This window comes from Pseudomonas sp. TE9122, assembly GCF_056278925.1.
The window spans coordinates 3,441,890-3,465,613 of the sequence record NZ_JBWBQI010000001.1; the positions used below are offsets into that span (position 1 = coordinate 3,441,890).

General features: G+C 60.0%; 16 protein-coding genes. 5 read left to right on the forward strand and 11 right to left on the reverse strand.

The genetic code is table 11. The annotated features are described in order from the left end of the window. Window positions 1-142 precede the first annotated feature (142 nt). Window positions 143-1,606, reverse strand: coding sequence for a glyceraldehyde-3-phosphate dehydrogenase (locus ACZ9BE_RS15470; RefSeq protein ID WP_016775482.1), 1,464 nt, complete (start codon window positions 1,604-1,606; stop codon window positions 143-145). Between the two features lie 354 nt (window positions 1,607-1,960). Here ACZ9BE_RS15470 and mfd point away from each other — a divergent pair, with 354 nt between their 5' ends. From mfd to ACZ9BE_RS15485, 3 genes are read left to right on the forward strand one after another with little or no spacing between them, the layout of a single operon-like run. After that, a complete protein-coding gene (gene mfd, locus ACZ9BE_RS15475; RefSeq protein WP_024013632.1) occupies window positions 1,961-5,410 on the forward strand; it encodes a transcription-repair coupling factor in 3,450 nt (1,149 codons plus the stop codon). 10 nt (window positions 5,411-5,420) lie between these two features. Beyond that, window positions 5,421-5,987 (forward strand): CsiV family protein, encoded by a 567-nt coding sequence (locus tag ACZ9BE_RS15480; RefSeq protein WP_056791507.1) that lies wholly within the window; start codon window positions 5,421-5,423, stop codon window positions 5,985-5,987. An 11-nt stretch (window positions 5,988-5,998) separates the two neighbouring features. Beyond that, window positions 5,999-8,689: a DEAD/DEAH box helicase gene (locus ACZ9BE_RS15485; RefSeq protein WP_041477338.1), complete on the forward strand. Its 2,691-nt coding sequence runs from the start codon at window positions 5,999-6,001 to the stop codon at window positions 8,687-8,689. Between the two features lie 125 nt (window positions 8,690-8,814). On the opposite strand, the gene ACZ9BE_RS15490 is transcribed toward ACZ9BE_RS15485, so the two are convergent. The 4 genes from ACZ9BE_RS15490 to ACZ9BE_RS15505 form a co-directional block, all read right to left on the reverse strand. Continuing rightward, window positions 8,815-12,108 carry a DEAD/DEAH box helicase gene (locus ACZ9BE_RS15490; protein ID WP_476249662.1) on the reverse strand — a complete coding sequence of 1,098 codons (3,294 nt, stop codon included), beginning with the start codon at window positions 12,106-12,108 and terminating at the stop codon, window positions 8,815-8,817. Between the two features lie 9 nt (window positions 12,109-12,117). Further along, entirely contained in the window at window positions 12,118-12,855 is a 738-nt protein-coding gene (locus tag ACZ9BE_RS15495) for an S-methyl-5'-thioinosine phosphorylase (protein WP_476249663.1), read from the reverse strand. Window positions 12,856-12,868: 13 nt separating this feature from the next. Next, window positions 12,869-13,867, reverse strand: a complete 999-nt coding sequence (gene nagZ / locus ACZ9BE_RS15500) for a beta-N-acetylhexosaminidase (RefSeq protein WP_177434164.1) — start codon at window positions 13,865-13,867, stop codon at window positions 12,869-12,871. 170 nt (window positions 13,868-14,037) lie between these two features. After that, window positions 14,038-14,745 (reverse strand): TetR/AcrR family transcriptional regulator, encoded by a 708-nt coding sequence (locus ACZ9BE_RS15505; protein ID WP_056791523.1) that lies wholly within the window; start codon window positions 14,743-14,745, stop codon window positions 14,038-14,040. Window positions 14,746-14,974: 229 nt separating this feature from the next. Between ACZ9BE_RS15505 and lexA the strand changes: the two genes are divergently transcribed. Then, window positions 14,975-15,583, forward strand: a complete 609-nt coding sequence (gene lexA / locus ACZ9BE_RS15510) for a transcriptional repressor LexA (protein ID WP_016775490.1) — start codon at window positions 14,975-14,977, stop codon at window positions 15,581-15,583. Between the two features lie 10 nt (window positions 15,584-15,593). Next, window positions 15,594-16,067, forward strand: a complete 474-nt coding sequence (sulA, locus tag ACZ9BE_RS15515; protein WP_476249664.1) for an SOS-induced cell division inhibitor SulA — start codon at window positions 15,594-15,596, stop codon at window positions 16,065-16,067. A 97-nt stretch (window positions 16,068-16,164) separates the two neighbouring features. Here the strand turns inward: sulA and ACZ9BE_RS15520 are convergent, their stop codons facing one another. The 6 genes from ACZ9BE_RS15520 to fadB form a co-directional block, all read right to left on the reverse strand. After that, window positions 16,165-16,398, reverse strand: coding sequence for a hypothetical protein (locus tag ACZ9BE_RS15520; RefSeq protein WP_003226592.1), 234 nt, complete (start codon window positions 16,396-16,398; stop codon window positions 16,165-16,167). A 106-nt stretch (window positions 16,399-16,504) separates the two neighbouring features. Then, window positions 16,505-17,029: a DUF6586 family protein gene (locus ACZ9BE_RS15525; RefSeq protein WP_150634824.1), complete on the reverse strand. Its 525-nt coding sequence runs from the start codon at window positions 17,027-17,029 to the stop codon at window positions 16,505-16,507. 144 nt (window positions 17,030-17,173) lie between these two features. Continuing rightward, window positions 17,174-19,807, reverse strand: a complete 2,634-nt coding sequence (gene topA, locus ACZ9BE_RS15530; RefSeq protein WP_041477349.1) for a type I DNA topoisomerase — start codon at window positions 19,805-19,807, stop codon at window positions 17,174-17,176. A 114-nt stretch (window positions 19,808-19,921) separates the two neighbouring features. Continuing rightward, on the reverse strand, window positions 19,922-20,158 hold the full coding sequence (locus ACZ9BE_RS15535; protein ID WP_133340511.1) for a DUF1653 domain-containing protein: 237 nt from the start codon (window positions 20,156-20,158) through the stop codon (window positions 19,922-19,924). Window positions 20,159-20,251: 93 nt separating this feature from the next. Continuing rightward, on the reverse strand, window positions 20,252-21,427 hold the full coding sequence (gene fadA / locus ACZ9BE_RS15540) for an acetyl-CoA C-acyltransferase FadA (protein WP_095182362.1): 1,176 nt from the start codon (window positions 21,425-21,427) through the stop codon (window positions 20,252-20,254). Window positions 21,428-21,456: 29 nt separating this feature from the next. Then, on the reverse strand, window positions 21,457-23,604 hold the full coding sequence (fadB, locus tag ACZ9BE_RS15545) for a fatty acid oxidation complex subunit alpha FadB (protein WP_024013640.1): 2,148 nt from the start codon (window positions 23,602-23,604) through the stop codon (window positions 21,457-21,459). Window positions 23,605-23,724 lie beyond the last annotated feature (120 nt).

Below are 23,724 nucleotides of genomic sequence, written 5' to 3' on the forward strand. Positions count from 1 at the left end.
ACAGAAGATTGTGAACGACACTGATCCAGTGTGGGAGCGAGCCTGCTCGCGAAGAGGCCGGCAAGGACGCCGAAGATCCAACAGGCCCACAAACAAAAACGCCCCGACAAAATGCCGGGGCGTTTTCATTCAAGCCTGAAGCTTAGCGCGGGAACGCTGGCGGATTCACATCAGCCATGTCTTCCATCACACGAACCACCTGGCAGCTGTAGCCGAACTCGTTGTCGTACCAGACGTACAGAACGACACGGTTGTCCTGCACGATGGTCGCTTCAGCGTCGACTACACCGGCGTGACGCGAGCCAACGAAGTCAGTCGACACCACTTCCTGCGAATTGACGAAGTCGATCTGCTTGTGCAGCTCGGAGTGCAGCGCCATGTAGCGCAGGTACTCGTTCATCTCTTCGCGGGTGGCGGCTTTCTCAAGGTTGAGGTTGAGAATGGCCATCGACACGTTTGGCGTCGGAACACGAATCGCGTTACCGGTCAGCTTGCCGGCCAGCTCAGGCAGAGCCTTGGCAGCAGCGGTAGCGGCGCCGGTCTCGGTGATCACCATGTTCAGCGCGGCGCTGCGGCCACGGCGATCGCCCTTGTGGAAGTTGTCGATCAGGTTCTGGTCGTTGGTGTACGAATGAACGGTTTCGACGTGACCGTTGATGATGCCGAACTTGTCGTTGACCGCTTTGAGCACCGGCACGATGGCGTTGGTGGTGCAGGAAGCAGCCGAGACGATCTTGTCGTCAGCGGTGATTTCACCGTGGTTGATGCCGTGAACGATGTTCTTCAGCTTGCCCTTGCCAGGCGCGGTCAGAACAACGCGATCGATACCCGGGCAGGCCAGGTGCTGACCCAGGCCATCGGCGTCACGCCATACACCGGTGTTGTCCACCAGCAGCGCGTCTTTGATGCCGTACTGGGTGTAATCCACCTCGGTCGGGTTCTTCGCGTAGATCACCTGGATCAGGTTACCGTTGGCGGTGATGGTGTTGTTTTCTTCGTCGATGGTAATGGTGCCGTTGAACGAACCGTGTACCGAATCGCGACGCAGCAGGCTGGCGCGTTTGGTCAGGTCGTTTTCGGCGCCTTTGCGCACGACGATGGCGCGCAGACGCAGGCCGTCGCCACCACCGGTTTTCTCGATCAGGATGCGCGCCAGCAGACGGCCGATACGACCGAAGCCGTACAGAACAACGTCGGTGCCTTTGCGGGCCGAGGCGTTCTGCTGGCCAACCACGTCAGCCATCTCTTCACGCACGAACTGCTCGGCGCTGCGACCGTTGCCTTCGTTACGGAATTTGAACGCCAGCTTGCCCAGATCCACCGACGCCGCGCCAAGCTTGAGCTCGCTCATGGCCTTGAGCAGTGGGAATGTTTCGTGGACGGAGAGTTCGCTGTCGTCGGAAGAACGGTGGCGAGCAAAGCGGTGAGCTTTGAGAATCGCGATGACAGACTGGTTGATCAGGCTGCGGCCATAGATCGAGCTAACCACGTTGTTATTGCGGTAGAGCTGACCGATAAGCGGAATCATCGCTTCTGCGAGTGCTTCACGGTCGATCCATTCACCAAGACACTGGTCGGGCTTCTGAGTCACGGTAACCTTCCACATGTAGGGGCAGAAAAAAGGGGCTACATTATGCCGCCGACAAGCCCTTTCAGCAATGCGCGCTTGTCGCGCAATCGGTAACAAAATCCCGTTCAAAAAATTTACGCCTTTCTCCAGCCCAGTAAAACCGGGGCTTTCAGCGCAGTCAATTTTTCGACGACTGTTAGACGATGTCTGTAACCCTCCGTAACACCACCCGGTTTCGGCACTACATAACCATGAAAAAAGTGCTCGTTTTTATGGTTACCACTACATTTCGTCCAAACCGTGAAGATAGACGCAGTCTGCAACTGACAGGCGGCACCGGAGGCCGCTACAATTACCGACTTTGTCGCAACGCCTGGAGCTCAACCTTCCGTGCCTGTTCTGCGTCTACCGTTACTCCCTGCCGAAGCAGGTAAACAGCACTGGGGCAATCTGCCCGGTGCCGCCCTCAGCCTGGCGATTGCCGAGGCTGCCAGCGCTGCCAAGCGCTTTACCCTGCTGCTGACCGCCGACAGCCAAAGCGCCGAACGGCTGGAACAGGAGCTGAGTTTCTTCGCCCCGGATTTGCCCGTACTGCATTTCCCCGACTGGGAAACCCTGCCCTACGACCTGTTCTCGCCGCACCAGGACATCATCTCCCAGCGCATCGCCAGCCTGTATCGCCTGCCGGAACTGGCCCACGGCGTGCTGGTGGTACCGATCACCACCGCCCTGCATCGCTTGGCGCCGACCAAGTTCCTGCTCGGCAGCAGCCTGGTGCTGGATATCGGCCAGAAGCTCGACGTCGAACAGATGCGCGCGCGGCTCGAAGCCAGCGGCTATCGCTATGTCGACACGGTGTACGAGCACGGCGAGTTCACCGTACGCGGCGCGCTGATCGACCTGTTCCCGATGGGCAGCAAACTGCCGTATCGCATCGACCTGTTCGACGACGAAATCGAAACCCTGCGCACCTTCGATCCGGAAACCCAGCGTTCAATCGACAAGGTCGAGTCGGTCAAGCTGCTGCCGGCCCGCGAATTCCCGTTGCAGAAAGACGCAGTCACCCGCTTCAAGGCGCGCTTTCGCGAGCGCTTCGACGTCGACTTCCGCCGCTGCCCGATCTTTCAGGACCTGAGCAGCGGTATCACCCCGGCCGGTATCGAGTACTACCTGCCGCTGTTCTTCGACGAAACTTCGACGCTGTTCGATTACCTGCCTCAGGACACACAAGTGTTCTCGCTGCCGGGCATCGAGCAGGCGGCGGAAAACTTCTGGAACGACGTGCGCAATCGTTACGAAGAACGCCGCGTCGATCCATCGCGTCCTTTATTGCCACCGGCCGAATTGTTCCTGCCGGTGGAAGACTGCTTTGCGCGCCTGAAGAACTGGCCACGGGTCGTTGCCAGTCAACAGGACGTTGAAAGCGGCGTCGGCCGTGAACGCTTCCCGGCACATGCGCTGCCGGATCTGGCCATCGAGGCCAAGGCCACGCAACCGCTGGCGGCGCTGGCCGGGTTCCTCGAAGAATTCCCCGGGCGCGTGCTGTTCACCGCTGAATCGGCGGGTCGTCGCGAAGTCCTGCTGGAACTGCTGGAACGTCTGAAGCTGCGGCCGAAAACCGTCGACAGCTGGCCGGACTTCGTCGCCAGCAAGGATCGTCTGGCGATCACCATCGCCCCGCTCGACGAGGGTCTGCTGCTCGACGACCCGGCGCTGGCGCTGGTGGCGGAAAGTCCGCTGTTCGGCCAACGGGTCATGCAACGTCGTCGCCGCGAGAAGCGCAGCGACGTCAGCAACGATGCGGTGATCAAGAACCTCACCGAACTGCGTGAAGGCGCGCCGGTGGTGCATATCGATCACGGCGTCGGCCGCTACCTGGGCCTGACGATCCTGGAAATCGACAATCAGGCCGCCGAATTCCTCACCCTCGAATACGCCGAGAACGCCAAGCTCTACGTACCGGTGGCCAACCTGCACCTGATCGCGCGCTATACCGGCAGCGACGATTCGCTCGCGCCGCTGCACCGCCTCGGCTCGGAAACCTGGCAGAAAGCCAAGCGCAAGGCCGCCGAGCAGGTGCGTGACGTCGCCGCCGAATTGCTCGACATTTACGCCCGTCGCGCCGCCCGTGAAGGTTACGCCTTCGCCGACCCGAAGGCCGACTACGCCACCTTCAGCGCCGGTTTCCCGTTCGAGGAAACACCCGATCAGCAAGCCACCATCGAGGCGGTACGCGAAGACATGCTCGCGCCGAAACCGATGGATCGCCTGGTCTGCGGCGACGTTGGCTTCGGCAAGACCGAAGTGGCCATGCGCGCCGCGTTCATTGCCGTGCACGGCGGTCGTCAGGTGGCGATTCTGGTGCCGACCACCCTGCTCGCCCAGCAGCACTACAACAGCTTCCGCGACCGCTTCGCCGACTGGCCGGTGACCGTGGAAGTGATGAGTCGCTTCAAATCGGCCAAGGAAGTCAACGCGGCGATCGCCGATCTGGCGGAAGGCAAGATCGACATCGTCATCGGCACGCACAAGCTGCTGTCCGATGATGTGAAGATCAAAAACCTCGGGCTGGTGATCATCGACGAAGAACACCGTTTTGGCGTACGCCAGAAAGAACAGCTCAAGGCCCTGCGCAGCGAGGTCGATATCCTGACCCTGACCGCGACGCCGATTCCGCGGACGCTGAACATGGCGGTGTCGGGCATGCGCGATCTGTCGATCATCGCCACGCCGCCAGCGCGGCGCCTGTCGGTGCGCACTTTTGTCATGGAGCAGAACAAGAGCACGGTCAAAGAGGCCCTGCTGCGTGAACTGCTGCGTGGCGGTCAGGTTTACTACCTGCACAACGATGTGAAGACCATCGAGAAGTGCGCCGCCGACCTCGCCGAACTGGTGCCGGAAGCGCGCATCGGTATCGGCCACGGGCAGATGCGCGAACGTGAACTCGAACAGGTGATGAGCGACTTCTACCACAAGCGCTTCAACGTGCTGATCGCCTCGACCATCATCGAGACCGGCATCGACGTGCCAAGCGCCAACACCATCATCATCGAGCGCGCTGACAAGTTCGGTCTGGCCCAGCTGCACCAGTTGCGTGGTCGTGTCGGCCGCAGTCACCACCAGGCTTACGCCTACCTGCTGACACCGCCGCGCCAGCAAATCACTTCGGACGCGGAAAAACGTCTGGAAGCGATCGCCAATACCCAGGACCTCGGCGCCGGTTTCGTGCTGGCCACCAACGATCTGGAAATCCGTGGCGCAGGCGAACTGCTCGGCGACGGTCAGAGCGGGCAGATTCAGGCCGTCGGTTTCACCCTGTACATGGAAATGCTCGAGCGCGCGGTGAAGTCGATCCGCAAGGGCGAGCAGCCGAACCTCGATCAACCGCTGGGTGGCGGCCCGGAAGTCAATCTGCGGGTGCCGGCGCTGATTCCGGAAGATTATCTGCCGGATGTGCATGCGCGGCTGATTCTGTATAAACGCATCGCCTCGGCCACCGACGAGGAAGGCCTCAAGGACCTGCAGGTGGAGATGATCGACCGCTTTGGCCTGTTGCCGGAACCGACCAAGAACCTGGTGCGGATCACCGCGTTGAAATTGCAGGCGGAAAAGCTCGGCATCAAGAAAGTCGACGGCGGGCCGCAAGGCGGACGCATCGAGTTCGAAGCGCAGACGCCGGTTGACCCGATGACCCTGATCAAGCTGATCCAGACGCAGCCCAAGCGCTACAAGTTCGAAGGCGCGACGATGTTTAAATTCCAGGTGCCGATGGAGCGCCCGGAAGAACGTTTCAATACTGTCGAGGCGCTGTTTGAGCGTCTCATCCCGAAATCCGCTTGAAGGACGCCCGATGCGCCTGTTCCGCTCCCTGACTTTGTTGCTTGCACTTGCAGCACCGACGGCGTTTGCCGATGACACGTATCAGGTCGAAATGATCCTGGTGCGCCAGAATGCCGTCCCGGCCATCGTCAGCCGCGCCGCCCCGGAAGACTGGGCCGCAGGCGCCCAGCGTCTGGGCAGCGACAGCCAGCGCACCCCAGCGCTGAATGATGTAGTGAACAAACTCACCGCCAGCGGCGAGTACACCGTGTTGATGCACAAAGCCTGGCAGCAGAGCCTCGGCGAAGCACCGGCGAAAGTCGCAGTGAGCGAAGGTCAGGAACAGTTCGGCCAGTTCCCCATCGAGGGCACGCTGGAAATGAAACTCGGCCGCTTCACCGACGTGACCGCCGATTTCTGGGTCAATCAGATCGACGCCAATGGCCTGGTCACTGCCAGTGAGCGCCTGCGTCAGGACAGCCACACCAAGAACGGCCAGCTCAATTACCTCGACAACGGCCACCTGGCCCTGCTGATCAAGATCACTTCCCTGACCGCGCCAGCGCCTCGCGAAGCGCCTGAAGTCGTGCCGGACTGATCGAAGTCCTTATGCCGCCGCCCCTGAGCAAACCGCTGGCCCCGTCGTGGGTCAGCCGATTCAAAGAACAGAGTCTGGAGCGCGGCCGCCGCTACGCTTTGGAGAATCGAGTGCGCATCGCCCAGGTCGGCGATGCGACCATCACCGCCAGTTGCGAAGGTTCTGGCGGCAGTGTCTACCGGCAGACCATCCATCTGCGCGAGTCAGCCAAAGCGACGCTGTTGCTGGTCGACGCCACCTGCACCTGTCCGGTGCGCAGCAACTGCAAACACTGCGCGGCGGTGCTGCTGAAAATCCAGGAAACCCTCGATTACCCCGCCGCCGCTAAAGATGCCGAGCTGCTGGAGAAGCTCCAGGCCGTGCTGGAAAACCGCAGCCCGAAAGCGCCACCGCAAGTGCTGGTGGACAACGTGCAGCCGGTGCCGCGCCTGTGGCTGGCGAGCGTCGAGTTCAGCGCCTTCGAGCCGCGCAACGGCAAGATGCAGCGCTACATTCAGCACCGCGCGGCGCTGTCGTTCAGCTATCTGGACGAATACGTCAGCGGGCAAAAACACAGCGATATCCTGATCCGTCAGGAAGCCCAGACCCTGCGGATAAAACGCCACCCGGATGTCGAACAGTCCTACCGCGAACAGTTACGCATCCTCGGTTTCCGCATCGCCACAAGGCAGAGCAAAGCCCTGCCGGAAAGCGCCGGCGAACTCTACGAGATGGTCAATGACAGCGCCTGGCTGACCTTCACCCTGAATGACTTGCCGAAGTTGCGCAGCCAGGGCTGGGAGTTGCAGATCGATGAGGAATTCGGTTTCGACCTGACCGCCGTCGACGACTGGTACGCCACCGTCGAACAGGCGCCGGAACGCGACTGGTTCGATCTGGAGCTGGGCATCATCGTCAACGGCGAGCGCCTGAGCCTGCTGCCGATTCTGCTGAATCTGATGCGCTCGCACACCGAGATCCTCAACCCGGAACGCCTCGCCCGCCGTCGCGATGACGAGCTGATTCTGGTCAACATTCCGCAACGCACCAGCGAGCATGGACCGTTGCAAGTGGCGCTGCCGCTCGGTCGCTTGAAGCCGGTATTGATGACGCTGGGCGAGTTCTATTTGCAGGAGCCGGGCGAAACAACGCTGCGCCTGAGTAAGGCTGACGCCACCCGGCTCAATTCGCTGGAAGGCCTGCCGCTGTTGTGGGAAGGCGGCGAGCAGATGCGCACCTTCGCCCAGCGCCTGCGCGACATCCGCGATTTCACGGCCGAAGCGCCGCAAGGTCTGAATGCAACGCTGCGCCCGTATCAGCTCGAAGGTTTGAGCTGGATGCAATCGCTGCGACAACTCGAAGTCGGCGGCATTCTCGCGGACGACATGGGCCTGGGCAAAACCCTACAGACCCTGGCGCATATTCTCAGCGAGAAGAACGCCGGACGCCTTGATCGTCCGTGCATGGTGGTGATGCCGACCAGCCTGATTCCGAACTGGCTAGATGAAGCGGCGCACTTCACCCCGCAACTGAAAGTCCTCGCACTGTACGGCGCGACGCGAAAAAAGCACTTCGACAATCTGGCCGACTTCGACCTGATCCTCACCACTTACGCCCTATTGCCCAAGGACCTTGAGCGCCTGGCCAAACAGCCGCTGCACGTGCTGGTGCTGGACGAAGCGCAATACATCAAGAACCCCAACAGCAAAGCCGCTCAGGCCGCGCGCGAACTGAACGCGCGCCAGCGCCTGTGCCTCAGCGGCACGCCGCTGGAAAACCACTTGGGCGAGCTCTGGTCGCTGTTCCACTTCCTGTTACCGGGCTGGCTTGGCGACGTGAAAAGCTTCAATGCCGATTACCGTGTGCCGATCGAAAAGCGCGGCAGTGAAGTCAGACTGCAACACCTCAACGGTCGGATAAAACCGTTTCTGCTGCGCCGCACCAAAGAGCAGGTCGCAACCGAGCTGCCGCCGAAGACCGAAATCATCCATTGGGTCGAACTCAACGAAGCGCAGCGCGACGTGTACGAGACCATGCGCCTGGCAATGGACAAGAAGGTCCGCGACGAGATCACCCGCAAAGGCGTGGCACGCAGCCAGATCATCATCCTCGAAGCACTGCTCAAGCTGCGCCAGGTCTGCTGCGATCTGCGCCTGGTCAACGACGCCACCCTGCCCGCGCGCGGCAGCACCTCGGGCAAGCTCGACAGCCTGATGGAAATGCTTGAGGAACTGTTCGAAGAAGGCCGGCGGATTCTGCTGTTCTCGCAATTCACTTCGATGCTGACATTGATCGAAGAGGAATTGAAAAAACGCAAGATCGCTTACGCCCTCCTCACTGGTCAGACCCGCGACCGGCGCACACCGGTGAAGGAATTCCAGAGCGGCACGCGTCAGATTTTTCTGATCAGCCTGAAGGCCGGTGGCGTCGGCTTGAACCTGACCGAAGCCGATACGGTGATTCACTACGACCCGTGGTGGAACCCGGCAACCGAGAATCAGGCCACCGACCGGGCCTATCGCATTGGCCAGGAAAAACCGGTGTTCGTCTACAAGATGATTGCCCGGGGCACAGTGGAAGAGAAAATTCAGCACCTGCAGAAGGAAAAGTCTGACCTGGCAGCGGGCGTGCTCGATGGGCGCAAGGCCGGGGACTGGAAGTTGCAGAGCGATGATATTGAAGCGCTGTTTGCGCCGTTGCCGGACAAGATCGACAAGCGCTGAAAGCGGCGTTGCTAGTTAGATAGCTTTTCGCGAGCAGGCTCGCTCCCACAATTAATCCAGATTCGCTCGAGATCCAATGTGGGAGCGAGCCTGCTCGCGAATGGCCCCACCGCGATTCAAACCCTTCAATCTCTGGAAACCGGCAAAGGCGCAAACAGCGCCTCGATATCACTCTGTTCCAGTTTGAATCCCCCAGTCGTGCCACCCTCCAGTACCGCCCCGGCCAGCGCCGCTTTCTCCTGCTGTAACGCCTGGATCTTTTCCTCCACGGTGCCTTTGGCAATCAACTTGTAGACGAACACCGGATTGTTCTGCCCGATCCGGTACGCCCGATCAGTCGCCTGATTCTCCACTGCCGGGTTCCACCACGGATCGAAGTGAATCACCGTGTCCGCCGCCGTCAGGTTAAGACCGGTGCCGCCGGCCTTGAGGCTGATCAGGAACAACGGCACCTTGCCGCTCTGAAAATCCCTCACCGGTGTGCGCCGATCGGTGGTGTCGCCGGTCAGCAATGAGTAGGCAAGACCGCGCTGTTGCAACTCCTGCTCGATCAGCGCCAGCATCGAGGTGAATTGGGAAAACAGCAGAATGCGCCGCCCTTCGCCGAGCAATTCTTCGAGCATCTCCATCAGGCTGATCAGCTTGCCGCTGCCCGAGCGCAACGCCTTTGCCGTGAGCGGCATATTGACCAGGCGCAGATCGCAGCAGACCTGACGCAGCTTGAGCAGCGCATCGAGGATGATGATCTGACTGCGCGCCACGCCGCTGCGGGCGATTTCGTCGCGGACCTTTTTGTCCATCGCCACGCGCACCGTCTCATAGACGTCGCGCTGACCATCACTGAGTTCGACCCAGTGGATGATCTCGGTTTTCGGCGGCAACTCGGTGGCGACCTGATCCTTCTTGCGCCGCAGCAAAAACGGCTTGATGCGCGCGGTCAGGTGCTGCATGCGCTGCACATTGCCGTGCTTCTCGATCGGCGTGCGGTAATCGCGGTTGAAGGATTTGCTGTCGCCGAGCCAGCCGGGCATGAGGAAATGGAACTGCGACCACAGCTCACCGAGGTGGTTTTCCAGCGGCGTACCGCTCAAACACAAGCGCTGACGGGCCTGTAAGTCACGGGCGGCCTGGGCGGCTTTGCTCAGCGGGTTCTTGATGTTCTGCGCTTCGTCGAGAATCAGCACGCTCCACGGCTGCGGCTGCAAGATCTCCAGATCCCTGGGCAGCAATGCGTAAGTGGTCAGCACCAAGTCGTATTCGGCGAGATTGGCAAAGTCCTTCTGCCGCCCGGTGCCGTGCAGCGCCAGGACTTTCAACTGCGGCGTGAAGCGCTCGGCTTCGTCGAGCCAGTTGGGAATCAGGCTGGTCGGCATCACCGCCAGTGCCGGACAGTCCAGGCGCCCGGCGTGTTTTTCGGTGAGCAGATGCGCCAGTGTCTGCAGGGTTTTGCCCAGGCCCATGTCATCGCCCAGAATGCCGCCGACCTCCAGCTCGCGCAGGGTCTGCATCCAGTTCAAGCCTTCGAGCTGATACGGGCGCAATTGCGCGTTGAGGCCGGCCGGCGCAGCGATGTGGGCGTGACTGGAATTTTGCAGGCGCTTGGCAAAGGTCCGCAGACGTTCGCCGCCCTGCCAGTCCAGCGGTACGCCATCGAGCATACTCAGGCGTGCGGCGTCTGGAGCGGTCAAGCGCAGCGCATCGCCCTGGTGTCCGCCCAGATACAGCTCGCCCAGCGTCGCCATCAGCGGTTTGACCCGACTCAGCGGCAACGCGACCTTGGCGCCGGCCGGGTCGCCAAAACCGCTGGGCTTGAGCTCGATCAGGAGTTTTTCATCATCGCTGCGCTGCGCCAGATTGACCGGGTCGAGCAAGCGCGGCTGGGTCCGCAACAGGTGCAGAAGGATCGGCAGCAAGCTGTAGCGCTCGCCGTTGACGACGATACCCAACTGCAGATCAAACCACTGATGCGTGGCCTCTTCTTCGACCTCGGCGTACCACTGTTCAACCGGTTGTACATCGAAATGGAAACCGGGACTGATCTCGATTTTCCAATCTGCGGCGCGCAGTGTGGCCAGCCCTTCGTGCATGAACCCGAGCCAGGCGGAATCATCCGGCAAGGTAAACATCTCACCGGGACGATCCATTGCACTCTTGCGCGTGGCTTTCTTGAAGCCATGTTTTTGCAGGCTCTGGCGCAGCTTCTTTTCCAGCGCCGGTTGACGCTGAATGCGCTGGGTTTCGCTGCCGTTGAGGATCATCACTTCCGGGTTGCGATCCACCGCCGGATGACCGTTGTAGGTAAACAGCAGAGCGGCGCGGTGCTCCAGCACATATTCCCAGCGCGAGCGTTCTCGGCCGCTGACCAGGGTCAGTTGCGGCTGCGGCAGCACGTCATCGATGATCCGTTCGGTGAGCTTGTGCGGTGGCGCAATTTGGGTCGCCGCGCTCATGCGATGGCTGAACTGCATGGCCTGACGCGCCGGAACGTCTGGCGCCAGGGTCAAATGGCAGGCGAGCTTTTCTTCCAGCTCAGTGAACAGCGGGCCAACCTGGCGCTGCTCGCGATCAAGATAATAAAGCGGCTCCAGCGCCAGCACGGTTTCCTGCGCGGCTTCGGCACTGCTCCATTGCGCGCGGAATCCGCCATCGGCCTGCTCAGCCCAAGAGAACTGACCCACGCGTTTCGCCCCCGGTGTCAGCGCTCGCAGGTCTTCGAAATCGAGGAACAGCCGCGAGGTGCGCAGGAGCATTTCCAGCAGTTCGGCGCCACTGCTGCCTTCCAGCGGATAGCCGCTGTAATAGGCGTGATGGGAATGCATGGCGACCAACAGCCGGGCGATGCGCAGATCCAGTTCGGACAGGTAGCCCGGCTGGCGCATGAGCATTTCCGCGAGCGAGTACATCGGTTTGACCTCGCGTAACTCGCCGCTCTTGAGCTGATAGACCTTGAAAATATCGAGCAGCCACTTGCCGTTCGCAGACGTCGGTTTGAGCTTGTAAAACAGACGCGTGCCTGCGGTTTGCGCACTTTCTTCAGCGGGCTTGGCCGGCACGGGAATTGTTGAAAGCCAATGCTCGAGCGCTCGCCCCAACGGGATCTGTGCATCATTGTCAGACGCATCCTCACCCGTGCCCAGCAGGTGATAGATCACCGCCGCGCTGTGCTTACAGTCGATTGCAACAGGACAGCTGCACAGGCAACGCAGGTTTACGGACCCCAGCCGATCTTCGGACAGATAAATGCTTTGCTCATAGGCCTGAAGTTGCGAACCGACGCAGAACGCCTCGATCTTCCTGTCATCGATCTCGAGGATCTCGACCCGGTCATCGGCGGCATAAGCGCGGGCCTTGGCCAACGCCTTGCTACTGAATGCGTGGGTCCATGTCAGCCCTTTAAGCCGCTCGATGAAAATGCTCATGGACAGTCCTTAGCTGACCAGCACTCGCGCCAACGTTGATTTCACCTTGCCCATGCCATCGTGCAAGGCCTGCTCGATTTCGGCCATGGTGATGACTTCGGTGGTCTTGCCGGCTGCAGGATTCACCACCAGCGCCAGACAGGCGTAATCCAGATCCAGCTCACGCGCCAGCGCCGCTTCCGGCATGCCGGTCATGCCGACGATGTCGCAGCCGTCACGCTCCAGTCGCACGATCTCGGCGACCGTTTCCAGACGCGGACCCTGGGTGCAGGCATACACGCCTTGATCGCTGTATTCGCAGCCTTCGGCGGCGATCGCGGCAATCAGTTGCTGACGCAACGGCTCGCTGTAGGGAAAGCTGAAATCGATGTGGGTGACGTGCTCCAGATCATCGGCGAAATAGGTGTGCTCGCGCCCACTGGTGTAGTCGACGATCTGGTGCGGCACGCAGAAATGCCCGGTGCCCATGGCCGGATGGATCCCGCCAACGGCATTTACGGCGATGATCGCTTCGGCACCCGCCTGCTTCAACGCCCACAGGTTGGCGCGGTAGTTGACCTTGTGCGGCGGGAAACGATGCGGGTGACCGTGACGGGCGAGGAACAGCACTTCCTTGCCGGCGTATTCACCAATCTGCACCTCGGCCGAAGGCGCGCCGTAAGGGGTGTCGACTGCCAGCGACTGGCGAATGCTCAGGCCTTCGAGCTGAGTCAGGCCAGTGCCACCGATGATTGCGTAAACGGTCATAACGAAAAAATCCTTAATCGATCAGTTGAGCGTCTTTGAGCGCGCCGAGGGCGGTGAGCCAACGCGGGTCCTGACGATAATCGGTACTGGCGAAGGCTTGACCGCGCATCTTCGCGATGCGCGCGGAAGGCTTGACCTTCATACGCTGGGCGGCACTCAACGCCAGCTCGGCTGCCGCGCGGTCGTTGCATACCAGGCCCATATCGCAACCGGCACTCAGCGCGGCTTCGATGCGGCTGGCAGCGTCGCCGACCACGTGGGCGCCGGCCATCGACAGATCATCGCTGAAGATCACGCCATCGAACTGCAACTCGCCGCGCAGAATCTCCTGCAGCCAGCGTCGGGAGAAACCGGCGGGCTGCGAGTCGACTTGCGGATAGATGACGTGGGCCGGCATGACGGCGGCCAGCTGCTTGCTCAAACGGGCGAAGGGCACCAGATCATTGGCGCGGATTTCGTCGAGACTGCGCTCGTCGTTCGGAATCGCCACATGGGAGTCGGCTTCGGCCCAGCCGTGTCCCGGGAAATGTTTGCCGGTGGCGGCCATGCCGGCGCTGTTCATGCCGCGAATGAATGCACCGGCGAGCAAGGCTGCGCGCTCGGGATCGCCTTCGAAGGAACGGGTGCCCACCACGGCGCTGCGCTGATAGTCCAGATCCAGCACCGGGGCGAAACTCAGATCGAGCCCGACCGCCAGCACTTCGGTGGCCATGATCCAGCCGCATTGCTCGGCGAGATACTCTGCATTCGGGTTATCGGCGATGGCGCGCATCGCTGGCAGACGGACGAAACCCTGACGCAAGCGCTGCACACGCCCGCCCTCTTGATCCACCGCCAGCAGCAGATCCGGACGAATCGCGCGGATCGCGGCGCTCAGTTCGCGCACCTGGCGTGGATGCTCGATATTGCGGGCGAAAATGATCAGGCCGCCCACTTCGGGCTGACGCAACAATTGGCGATCTTCAGCCGTCAGCCAGGTACCGGCGACGTCCACCATCAACGAGCCTTGCAGGCCAGCAGTCATAGAGATTCCTTGAAAACAAAAAACCCGATCTGCTTGCATTCGCTACCGTGGGCATTGCCCGGACGGTCAGCAGAATTCATGCAGATCGGGTTCAGTACGAGAGTCGGCATGGCCGGCTAGCTTAGCGGATACCAGCTGCCGCGCCCACCCGTGCGCGGTCAAACCTTGGCGGCGACCGGTATGGATTTGCTGCGCGGACGCAATTGCGCGCTGGCCATGGCTGTATCGGTGACGCCGGTTTCGGCGCGCATGCCGGCAGCGAGGAACGGCACCATCAGGCGCATCACTTGTTCGATAGAGGTATTGACGCCGAAATCGGTCTCGGCGATCGCGCGCAAGGCCTTGATCCCGGACATGCTGAACGCTGCGGCGCCGAGCATGAAGTGCACGCGCCAGAACAGCTCGATCGGTGGAATGCGTGGCGCCGCTTCATTGACCAGCAGCATGTAGCGGCGGAACACCTTGCCGTACATGTCTTCCAGATAACGCCGCAAGTGGCCCTGGCTCTGGCTGAACGCGAGGCCGAGCAAACGCATGAAGATCGACAGATCGTTACCGCTGCGAGGCTGCACGACGAGCGCTTGCTCGACGAGGATTTCCAGCAGCTCTTCGAGGGTCGGCTTGTTCTCAGGCTTGGCCTGACGGCGCTCCAGCTCTTTATCGAGGCTGACGCAGAACGGACCGAGGAAGCGCGAGAACACGGCCTGGATCAGCGCCTTTTTCGAGCCGAAGTGATAATTCACCGCAGCCAGATTGACGCCAGCCTTGCTGGTGATCAAACGCAATGAGGTTTCAGCGAATCCTTTCTCCGCGAACAACTGCTCGGCAGCATCAAGAATGCGTTCAACGGTTTCCGACTGGGCCATGGCTACTCCGCCTGACAAACACTTGTTTGAAACATACGTTTCAGCCTAAGCCTTGTCAAGCCTGCCGGTTCGTTTTGGGAATGGTCGGTCAGCTATTTAACCACACAAGGCGCCAGCATTAATAAGCGCCCTTCGCGACCGCTCGGCGGGCGGCAAAAAAACGCCCATTGCCAAGACTGCTTCACTGTATATAATCCCAGTCACTGTATAAAAAGACAGAGCGATCAATATGCTAAAGCTGACGCCACGCCAAGCCGAGATTCTGGCCTTCATCAAACGTTGCCTCGAAGACAACGGCTATCCGCCCACCCGTGCGGAAATCGCTCAGGAATTGGGTTTCAAATCGCCCAACGCGGCGGAAGAACATCTCAAGGCCCTGGCCCGCAAAGGCGCGATCGAGATGACCCCGGGCGCTTCCCGCGGCATTCGTATTCCCGGCTTCGAAGCCAAGGCCGACGACTCCACCCTGCCGATCATTGGCCGAGTGGCTGCCGGCGCGCCGATCCTCGCCCAGCAGCACATCGAAGAATCCTGCAACATCAACCCGACCTTCTTCCATCCTCGCGCCGACTACCTGTTGCGTGTGCACGGCATGAGCATGAAGGATATCGGCATCTTCGACGGCGACCTGCTGGCAGTGCATACCACCCGCGAAGCGCGTAACGGCCAGGTTGTGGTTGCGCGTATCGGCGACGAAGTGACGGTCAAACGCTTCAAGCGTGAAGGCAGCAAAGTCTGGCTGATTGCCGAGAACCCCGAGTTTGCCCCTATCGAAGTCGACCTGAAAGATCAGGAACTGGTGATCGAAGGCTTGAGTGTCGGCGTCATTCGCCGCTAAAGGAGGCTCCATGCAGTTCCCACACACACCTCAGCAAACACAACTGCCTTTATTTGAAGCGTTTCTGGCGCAACCGATTGCGCCGATCCTCAAAGACGTGGTCGAGCGTGACTGGAATGCCAAACCTGACGCCTTCAGTGAGCTATCACTGCGTGGTGCGGCCGGGAACTGCCTGAACCTGCTAGCGCCGATCCTCCGTGAATTGAGCGAGGATAAGGATGCGCGCTGGCTGACGCTGATAGCCCCACCCGCCAGCCTGACGCAAACCTGGCTGCGCGATGCCGGCCTGAACCGCGAACGCATCCTGCTGCTGCAACCGCGTGGCACGCAGAGTGCTCAGCAACTGGCGTGCGAAGCGTTGCGACTGGGTCGCAGCCACACCGTGGTGACCTGGCTAAACCCGTTGAATGCCAATTCACGGCAACAACTGATCAGCGCCGCGCGCACGGGCGAAGCTCAGAGCCTGAACATTCGTTTGGGTTGATTGTTGAGTAATGCGCGCTGTGTGAAGCGCAGGGCTTCTCCAAGGACAGAGAAGCCGATCTGAAGCGCAAGCGACCGAGAAAAGGCCAAAGCGTGGATCAATGAAGAACCCGCGGCCCTTCTTCCTTATCAAACTCGCCTTCAACCATACGACCTGCCATCTGCACGCCGACGCTCAACATCGCTTTGGCAATTTCAACGTGCTGGCCTTGCAGGAACGCCTTGGCATCCTCGGAGAAATCCAGCGTCACCAGAGAACCTTCGTCCTCGGCCCTGCGCAGTTCGATTCGGCCGTCTGGTAACTCGACAATTTCTAGAAAGGACGTTGGCATATAAGTCTGTTCTCCACGAAAGGCAGCGATTATATAGACATCATTCGAGCTTCGCTCGGGATCTTGACCAGCAGCATGTTTCAGATTGCCACTGCGCCAAACTACCTCAACACTCGTTCAAGCCTTCCCGGAAACGCAGGGCCAGACCTTTGAGGTTCTGCCGCCAGCTCTCCAGCTCATCTCGATTGAGCTCTTCCGGCGTCTCTTCTTCATCAAGATTAATCGCTTGGATCAGCGGCTGCGTCACGTCGCCTTTTGGCTTGCGTGGCGCCCTCGGTGGCTGAAACAGTGCTGCGTGCGCCGCCAGCAGTTTCGCCAGCCAGGTTTCCGGATTACCGGCCAGCTCGACCATTTCGGCCAACTCCGGAATGGCGATCAACTCCAGCACTTCGCGCTTCAACAACTCCTCTGCCCTCGGCGAATTGGCCTGCGGCAGACGATAAAAACCGGCGATCTCATGACACAAGCCCAGCAGTGCGCCGTAGAGGTGGAACAACGCCGACTCACGCCCGGCCTGGATCAGCGCCAGAGAATTCATCGCCCGCCCTTCTTCAGCACGAGCCAGAGCTTCGAGTGACAGGCCGGCGAAATAGATCTTCTGGTTGGTGCGGGTATAGAGTTCGTGGGCCATGACGGCAGCCTCCACAACGAAATAATTGCTTCACACAGGCCCGGCAGTGTCATGGATCAGCCGATGCCAGCGCAAGCACAAAACAAAAAGGCCGCATGAAAACCCGAAGGGTTCATGCGGCCTTTTTGCTGTTCAGACTAGCGCTTACTCAGCCTTGGCCTTTGCGCTGCGCTTGTCTTCAACAGTCCACTTGCCACCGTCGTAATACGCTTTCCAGCCTGTCGGCTTGCCGTCGACTTCGGTCTGTACGTATTGCTCCTTGGTCTTGCGGCTGTAGCGGATGACCGCTGGCAGACCGTCAGGATCCTTTTGCGGAGCCTCGCACAGGAAGTGGTACTTCGGATCGATCTCGTCCTTGTGCGGCAGAATCTCGATCACCAGCGGAGCGCGGGTCTCGCGGTTTTTCGGGAACTGACTGGCAGCCAGGAACAGACCGGAGGCACCATCGCGCAGGATGTAGGTGTCGTTGACCTTTTCGCATTTCAGCTCAGGCATCTTCACCGGATCCATCTTCGGCGGTGCCGCGTCACCGCTCTTCAGCAACTTGCGGGTGTTCTTGCACTCAGGGTTGGTGCAACCGAAGAACTTGCCGAAACGGCCGGTCTTGAGCTGCATTTCGCTGCCGCACTTATCGCATTCCAGACTCGGACCTTCGTAGCCCTTGATGCGATAGCTGCCCTCTTCAATTTCGTAACCGGCGCAATCCGGGTTGTTGCCGCAGATGTGCAACTTGCGCTTTTCGTCCAGCAGGTAGGCGTCCATCGCCGTACTGCAGATCGGGCAGCGATGCTTGCCACGCAGGACCAGCGATTCCGATTCGCCCTCGTCGTCCGCGGCAATTTCATCGCCTGGCACCAGGTTGACGGTGGCCTTGCAGCGCTCTTTCGGCGGCAGGCTGTAGCCCGAGCAGCCGAGGAACACGCCAGTCGATGCGGTACGAATTTGCATCGGACGACCGCACGTGGTGCACGGAATGTCAGTCATGACCGGCTGGTTGGCGCGCATGCCGCTGTCCGGGTTTTCCGCTACTTCGAGTTTCTTCTTGAAGTCGCCATAGAACTCGTCCAGCACGTTTTTCCAGTCGCGCTCGCCCTGCGCCACGTCATCGAGGTTCTCTTCCATGCCGGCGGTGAAGCCGTAGTCCATGAGATTGGAGAAGCTCTCGGACAGACGTTCGGTGACGATGTCACCCATCTTTTCCGAGTAGAAACGACGGTTGTGCAGGGTCACATAACCGCGATCCTGAATGGTCGAAATGATCGCAGCGTAAGTCGAAGGACGACCGATGCCGCGTTTTTCCATCTCCTTGACCAGACTGGCTTCGGAATAACGCGCCGGTGGCTTGGTGAAATGCTGCGACGGGTCAAGCTTGATCAGCTTCATCACATCGCCCTGGGCCATGTCCGGCAGCACGTCATCATCGCCAGGCTTGGCAATTTGCGGCATCACCCGGGTGTAACCGTCGAACTTGAGGATACGGCCCTTGGCACGCAGCTCGAAGTCGCCAGCGCCGACGCTGACGGTGGTCGACAGGTACTGCGCCGGCAGCATCTGGCAGGCTAGGAACTGGCGCCAGATCAGCTCATACAAACGCTCGGCATCGCGCTCCATACCCGCCAGCTTGCTCGGCGTGGTGTTGGCGTCGGACGGACGAATCGCTTCGTGAGCCTCTTGCGCGCCTTCCTTGCTGCTGTAGACGTTCGGCGTTTCCGGCAGGTACTTCTTGCCGAACTCGTCCTCAATGTATGTGCGCGCCATCGCCACGGCGTCGGCCGAGAGATTGGTCGAGTCGGTACGCATGTAAGTGATGTAGCCGGCTTCGTAAAGACGCTGGGCCATCATCATGGTTTTCTTCACGCCGAAACCGAGGCGGTTGCTTGCGGCCTGCTGCAAGGTCGACGTGATGAACGGCGCCGACGGCTTGCTGCTGGTCGGTTTGTCTTCGCGCTTGACGATGCTGTAGCTGGAGGACTTGAGCTTCTCCAGCGCAGCCATGGCCTGGGCTTCGTTCAGCGGCTTGAAGGCTTCGCCTTTTTCGCGAGCCACTTCGAAACGCACGGTCGAGCCTTTGGTGGTGCCGAGATCAGCGTGCACTTCCCAGTATTCTTCGGGATTGAAAGCACGGATTTCACGCTCACGCTCGACTACCAGCTTCACCGCAACCGATTGCACGCGACCGGCGGACAGACCACGGGCGATCTTGGCCCACAGCAGCGGCGAGACCATGTAGCCGACGACGCGGTCGAGGAAGCGACGCGCCTGCTGGGCGTTGACACGATCAATGTCCAGCTCGCCCGGCTCGGAGAAGGCTTCCTGGATCGCCTTCTTGGTGATTTCGTTGAACACCACGCGCTTGTAACGGCTGTCGTCACCACCGATGGCTTCGCGCAGGTGCCAGGCAATGGCTTCCCCCTCGCGATCCAAGTCGGTTGCGAGATAGATGGTGTCAGCATCCTTGGCGAGCCGGCGCAGCTCTTCGATGACCTTTTCTTTGCCCGGGAGGATCTCGTACTGGGCTTTCCAGCCGTGTTCGGGATCGACGCCCATGCGCGAGACCAGCTGCTTGCGCGCTTTCTCTTTCGGCGAGAGCACCGGACCTTCGCCCGCAGCAGCCTTGCCGCGCTTGGCGGCTGGCTCTTTGCTGGCGCTAGCCGAACCGCTGGTGGGCAGGTCTCGGATATGGCCGATACTCGACTTCACCACGTATTGGTTACCCAGATACTTGTTGATGGTCTTGGCCTTAGCCGGGGATTCCACAATGACCAGCGATTTGCCCATGGATCAGAAAATTCCTGAATTCTAGAAGTGAAAGGCGGTTGGCGCCTGACGCGGCACCGCTATATATAGTTGATACAAGGTGAGGTCAAGCGCAGGGTTGTCTGCGCAGTCGCCTCATGCCTTGTCAAAAAGGCTCGGTTCGGCTTGCACCAAAGCAAAGCGCGGCACCTGCTCGCCGTCAACCTCGACTGACTCGACGAACATGCTCAGCGGGCGCACCCAATAGCCGTAATCGCCATACAGGGCTTGGTAAAAGACCACTTCTTCTTCGGTTTCGGAATGCCGCGCAACACTGAATACACGGTATTGCGGACCTTTGTAATGTTGGTAGAGCCCAGGTTGTATCGGCATGCTTCGGCCCTCACTGAAATCTTTTCAAAAATAAATAAAAAACCCAAAAACAAAAACCGGGGCACTGGGCCCCGGCTTCCATCGACGAGACGCTTAAACGCGTTCGAAGACGGTGGAGATGCCTTGGCCGAGACCAATGCACATAGTGGCCACCCCGAAGGTGCCGCTATTCTGCTTCATCACGTTCAACAGGGTGCCGGAAATACGCGCACCGGAGCAACCGAACGGGTGACCCAGGGCGATCGCGCCGCCGTGCAGGTTAACCTTCTCGTTCATCTTGTCGAGCACTTTCAGATCTTTCAGCACTGGCAGAGCCTGTGCGGCGAAAGCTTCGTTGAGCTCGAAGAAGTCGATATCGTTGATGCCAAGGCCTGCGCGCTTCAGGGCTTTTTGTGTTGCCGGCACTGGACCATAGCCCATGATTGCCGGATCCACACCTGCCACTGCCATCGAACGGATCACCGCCATAGGCTGGATACCCAGGTCCTGTGCACGCTGCGCCGACATCACGATCATGCACGAAGCACCGTCAGTGATCTGCGACGAAGTACCAGCAGTCACGGTGCCGCCCTTCGGATTGAATGCCGGCTTGAGCGCCGCCAGACTTTCCAGGGTGGTTTCCGGACGAATGGTTTCGTCGTAGTCGTACAGTTTCAGGAAACCGTTCTCGTCGTAACCCTGCATCGGGATGATTTCGTCCTTGAACTTGCCTTCCACGGTTGCCTTGTGGGCCAACTGGTGGGAACGCACGCCAAAGGCATCCTGCTGCTCACGGGTGATGCCGTGCATCTTGCCGAGCATTTCAGCGGTCAGGCCCATCATGCCCGAGGCTTTCGCCGCGTACAGCGACATGTGCGGGTTCGGATCGACACCGTGCATCATGCTCACGTGGCCCATGTGCTCGACGCCGCCGACCACGAACACGTCACCGTTGCCGGTCATGATCGCTTGCGCAGCAGTGTGCAGCGCGCTCATCGACGAACCGCACAGACGGCTGACGGTCTGGCCGGCCGAAGTGTGCGGAATCTGGGTCATCAGCGACGCCATGCGCGCGATGTTCCAGCCCTGCTCCAGGGTCTGGTTGACGCAGCCCCAGATCACGTCCTCGACTTCCGCCGGGTCGACCTTGGTGTTGCGTTCCAGCAGTTTGCTGATCAGGTGCGCCGACATGTCTTCAGCGCGGGTGTTGCGGTGCATGCCGCCCTTGGAGCGGCCCATCGGAGTACGACCGAAGTCGACAATCACGACGTCTCTAGGATTCAAGCTCATAAGTTCACTCTCACTCTAGTTGGGGGCGCTTAACCGAAGAAGCTCTGGCCGTTCTTGGCCATTTCGCGCAGCTTCGCGGTCGGGTGGTACAGCGCGCCCAAATCAGCGTACTGGTCAGCCAGGGCAACGAACTCGGCAACACCGATCGAATCGATGTAGCGCAGCGCACCGCCACGGAATGGAGGGAAACCGATACCGTAGACCAGACCCATGTCGGCTTCGGCGGCGGTTTCAACGATGCCGTCTTCCAGGCAGCGCACGGTTTCCAGGCACAGCGGGATCATCATCCAGTTGATGATGTCTTCGTCAGTGACTTCGCGCTGCTCGTAAACGATCGGCTTGAGCACTTCGAGTACCGACGGATCGGCGACTTTCTTCTGCTTGCCTTTCTTGTCGGCCTCGTAGGCGTAGAAGCCCTTGCCGTTCTTCTGGCCCAGGCGTTTGGCTTCGTACAGCACGTCGATGGCCGAACGACGGTCATCCTTCATGCGATCCGGGAAACCTTCAGCCATGACGTCGCGACCGTGGTGACCGGTGTCGATGCCGACCACGTCCATCAGGTAAGCCGGGCCCATTGGCCAGCCGAATTTTTCCATCACTTTGTCGATGCGAACGAAGTCGACACCGGCGCTGACCAGCTTGGCGAAACCGCCGAAGTACGGGAACAGCACGCGGTTGACCAAAAAGCCCGGGCAGTCATTGACGACGATCGGGTTCTTGCCCATTTTCTTCGCGTAGGCAACGGTGGTGGCGATCGCCAGTTCACTGGACTTCTCGCCACGGATGACTTCCACCAGCGGCATCATGTGCACCGGGTTGAAGAAGTGCATGCCGACGAAGTTTTCCGGACGCTTGAGGGCCTTGGCCAGCAGGCTGATGGAAATGGTCGAGGTGTTGGACGCGAGGATGGTGTCCTCTTTGACCTTGTCTTCGACTTCAGCCAGTACCGCTTGCTTGACCTTCGGGTTTTCGACCACAGCTTCGACGACCAGATCGACGTGACCGAAGTCGCCGTAGGACAGGGTCGGACGAATGCCGTTGAGCACTTCAGCCATCTTCGCCGCGGTCATGCGACCCTTGTCAACACGGCCGACCAGCAGCTTGGCGGCTTCGGCCAGACCCTGCTCGATACCGTGCTCGTTGATGTCCTTCATCAGGATCGGCGTGCCTTTGGAGGCCGACTGATAAGCGATACCGCCACCCATGATGCCGGCGCCGAGTACGGCAGCCTGCTTCACGTCTTTGGCGATTTCGTCGTAGGCCTTGGCCTTTTTCTTCAGCTCCTGATCGTTCAGGAACAGGCCGATCAGGCTCTGTGCGGCAGAGGTCTTGGCCAGTTTGACGAAGCCTGCAGCTTCCACTTCCAGCGCTTTGTCGCGACCGAAGTTCGCGGCTTTCTGGATGGTCTTGATCGCTTCAACCGGCGCCGGGTAGTTCGGGCCGGCCTGGCCAGCCACGAAACCTTTGGCGGTTTCGAAAGCCATCATTTGCTCAATGGCGTTCAACTTGAGTTTTTCAAGTTTCGGCTGACGCTTGGCCTTGTAATCGAACTCGCCGGAGATGGCGCGCTTGATCAGCTCAAGGGCAGCTTCCTGCAATTTTTCAGGGGCGACTACGGCGTCGACGGCGCTGACTTTCAGCGCGTCTTCAGGGCGGTTTTCCTTGCCGGCGGCAATCCACTCGATGGCGTTGTCGACACCGATCAGGCGTGGCAGGCGTACGGTACCGCCGAAGCCCGGGTAGATGCCCAGTTTCACTTCCGGCAGACCAATCTTGGCCTTGGTGGACATGACGCGATAGTCAGCCGCCAGGCACATTTCCAGACCGCCACCGAGGGCGATGCCGTTGATGGCCGCGACGGTCGGCACGTTGAGGTCTTCGAAATCGCTGAAGATCTTGTTGGCTTCGAGATTGCCTGCAACCAGCTCGGCATCCGGCAGCTTGAAGTTGTCGACAAATTCGGTGATGTCGGCGCCGACGATGAACACGTCCTTGCCGCTGCTGACGATCACGCCCTTGATCGAAGCATCTGCCTTGATGGTGTCTACGGCCTGACGCAGTTCGTTCAGGGTTAGACGGTTGAACTTGTTGACGGACTCACCCTTGAGGTCGAATTTCAATTCGACGATGCCACTTTCAAGAGCTTTAACCGTGATGGCTTTACCTTCGTAAATCATCAACTGATCTCCACGATATGGAAGCTGAACAGTACACGTCGGACGCAGGCTTATGGCTCAGAAGGACGTTTTGCTCGTCGATACTGACACCGTCCGCCTGGCACACCCGCCAACGCGATA

Excerpts from the sequence above, each read along its gene's own strand:
- ACZ9BE_RS15470 (WP_016775482.1), bottom strand. The coding sequence starts at position 1,606 with ATGTGGAAGGTTACCGTGACTCAGAAGCCCGACCAGTGTCTTGGTGAA.
- ACZ9BE_RS15480 (WP_056791507.1), top strand. The coding sequence starts at position 5,421 with ATGCGCCTGTTCCGCTCCCTGACTTTGTTGCTTGCACTTGCAGCACCG.
- ACZ9BE_RS15485 (WP_041477338.1), top strand. The coding sequence starts at position 5,999 with ATGCCGCCGCCCCTGAGCAAACCGCTGGCCCCGTCGTGGGTCAGCCGA.
- ACZ9BE_RS15490 (WP_476249662.1), bottom strand. The coding sequence starts at position 12,108 with ATGAGCATTTTCATCGAGCGGCTTAAAGGGCTGACATGGACCCACGCA.
- ACZ9BE_RS15495 (WP_476249663.1), bottom strand. The coding sequence starts at position 12,855 with ATGACCGTTTACGCAATCATCGGTGGCACTGGCCTGACTCAGCTCGAA.
- ACZ9BE_RS15505 (WP_056791523.1), bottom strand. The coding sequence starts at position 14,745 with ATGGCCCAGTCGGAAACCGTTGAACGCATTCTTGATGCTGCCGAGCAG.
- lexA (WP_016775490.1), top strand. The coding sequence starts at position 14,975 with ATGCTAAAGCTGACGCCACGCCAAGCCGAGATTCTGGCCTTCATCAAA.
- sulA (WP_476249664.1), top strand. The coding sequence starts at position 15,594 with ATGCAGTTCCCACACACACCTCAGCAAACACAACTGCCTTTATTTGAA.
- ACZ9BE_RS15520 (WP_003226592.1), bottom strand. The coding sequence starts at position 16,398 with ATGCCAACGTCCTTTCTAGAAATTGTCGAGTTACCAGACGGCCGAATC.
- ACZ9BE_RS15525 (WP_150634824.1), bottom strand. The coding sequence starts at position 17,029 with ATGGCCCACGAACTCTATACCCGCACCAACCAGAAGATCTATTTCGCC.
- topA (WP_041477349.1), bottom strand. The coding sequence starts at position 19,807 with ATGGGCAAATCGCTGGTCATTGTGGAATCCCCGGCTAAGGCCAAGACC.
- ACZ9BE_RS15535 (WP_133340511.1), bottom strand. The coding sequence starts at position 20,158 with ATGCCGATACAACCTGGGCTCTACCAACATTACAAAGGTCCGCAATAC.
- fadA (WP_095182362.1), bottom strand. The coding sequence starts at position 21,427 with ATGAGCTTGAATCCTAGAGACGTCGTGATTGTCGACTTCGGTCGTACT.
- fadB (WP_024013640.1), bottom strand. The coding sequence starts at position 23,604 with ATGATTTACGAAGGTAAAGCCATCACGGTTAAAGCTCTTGAAAGTGGC.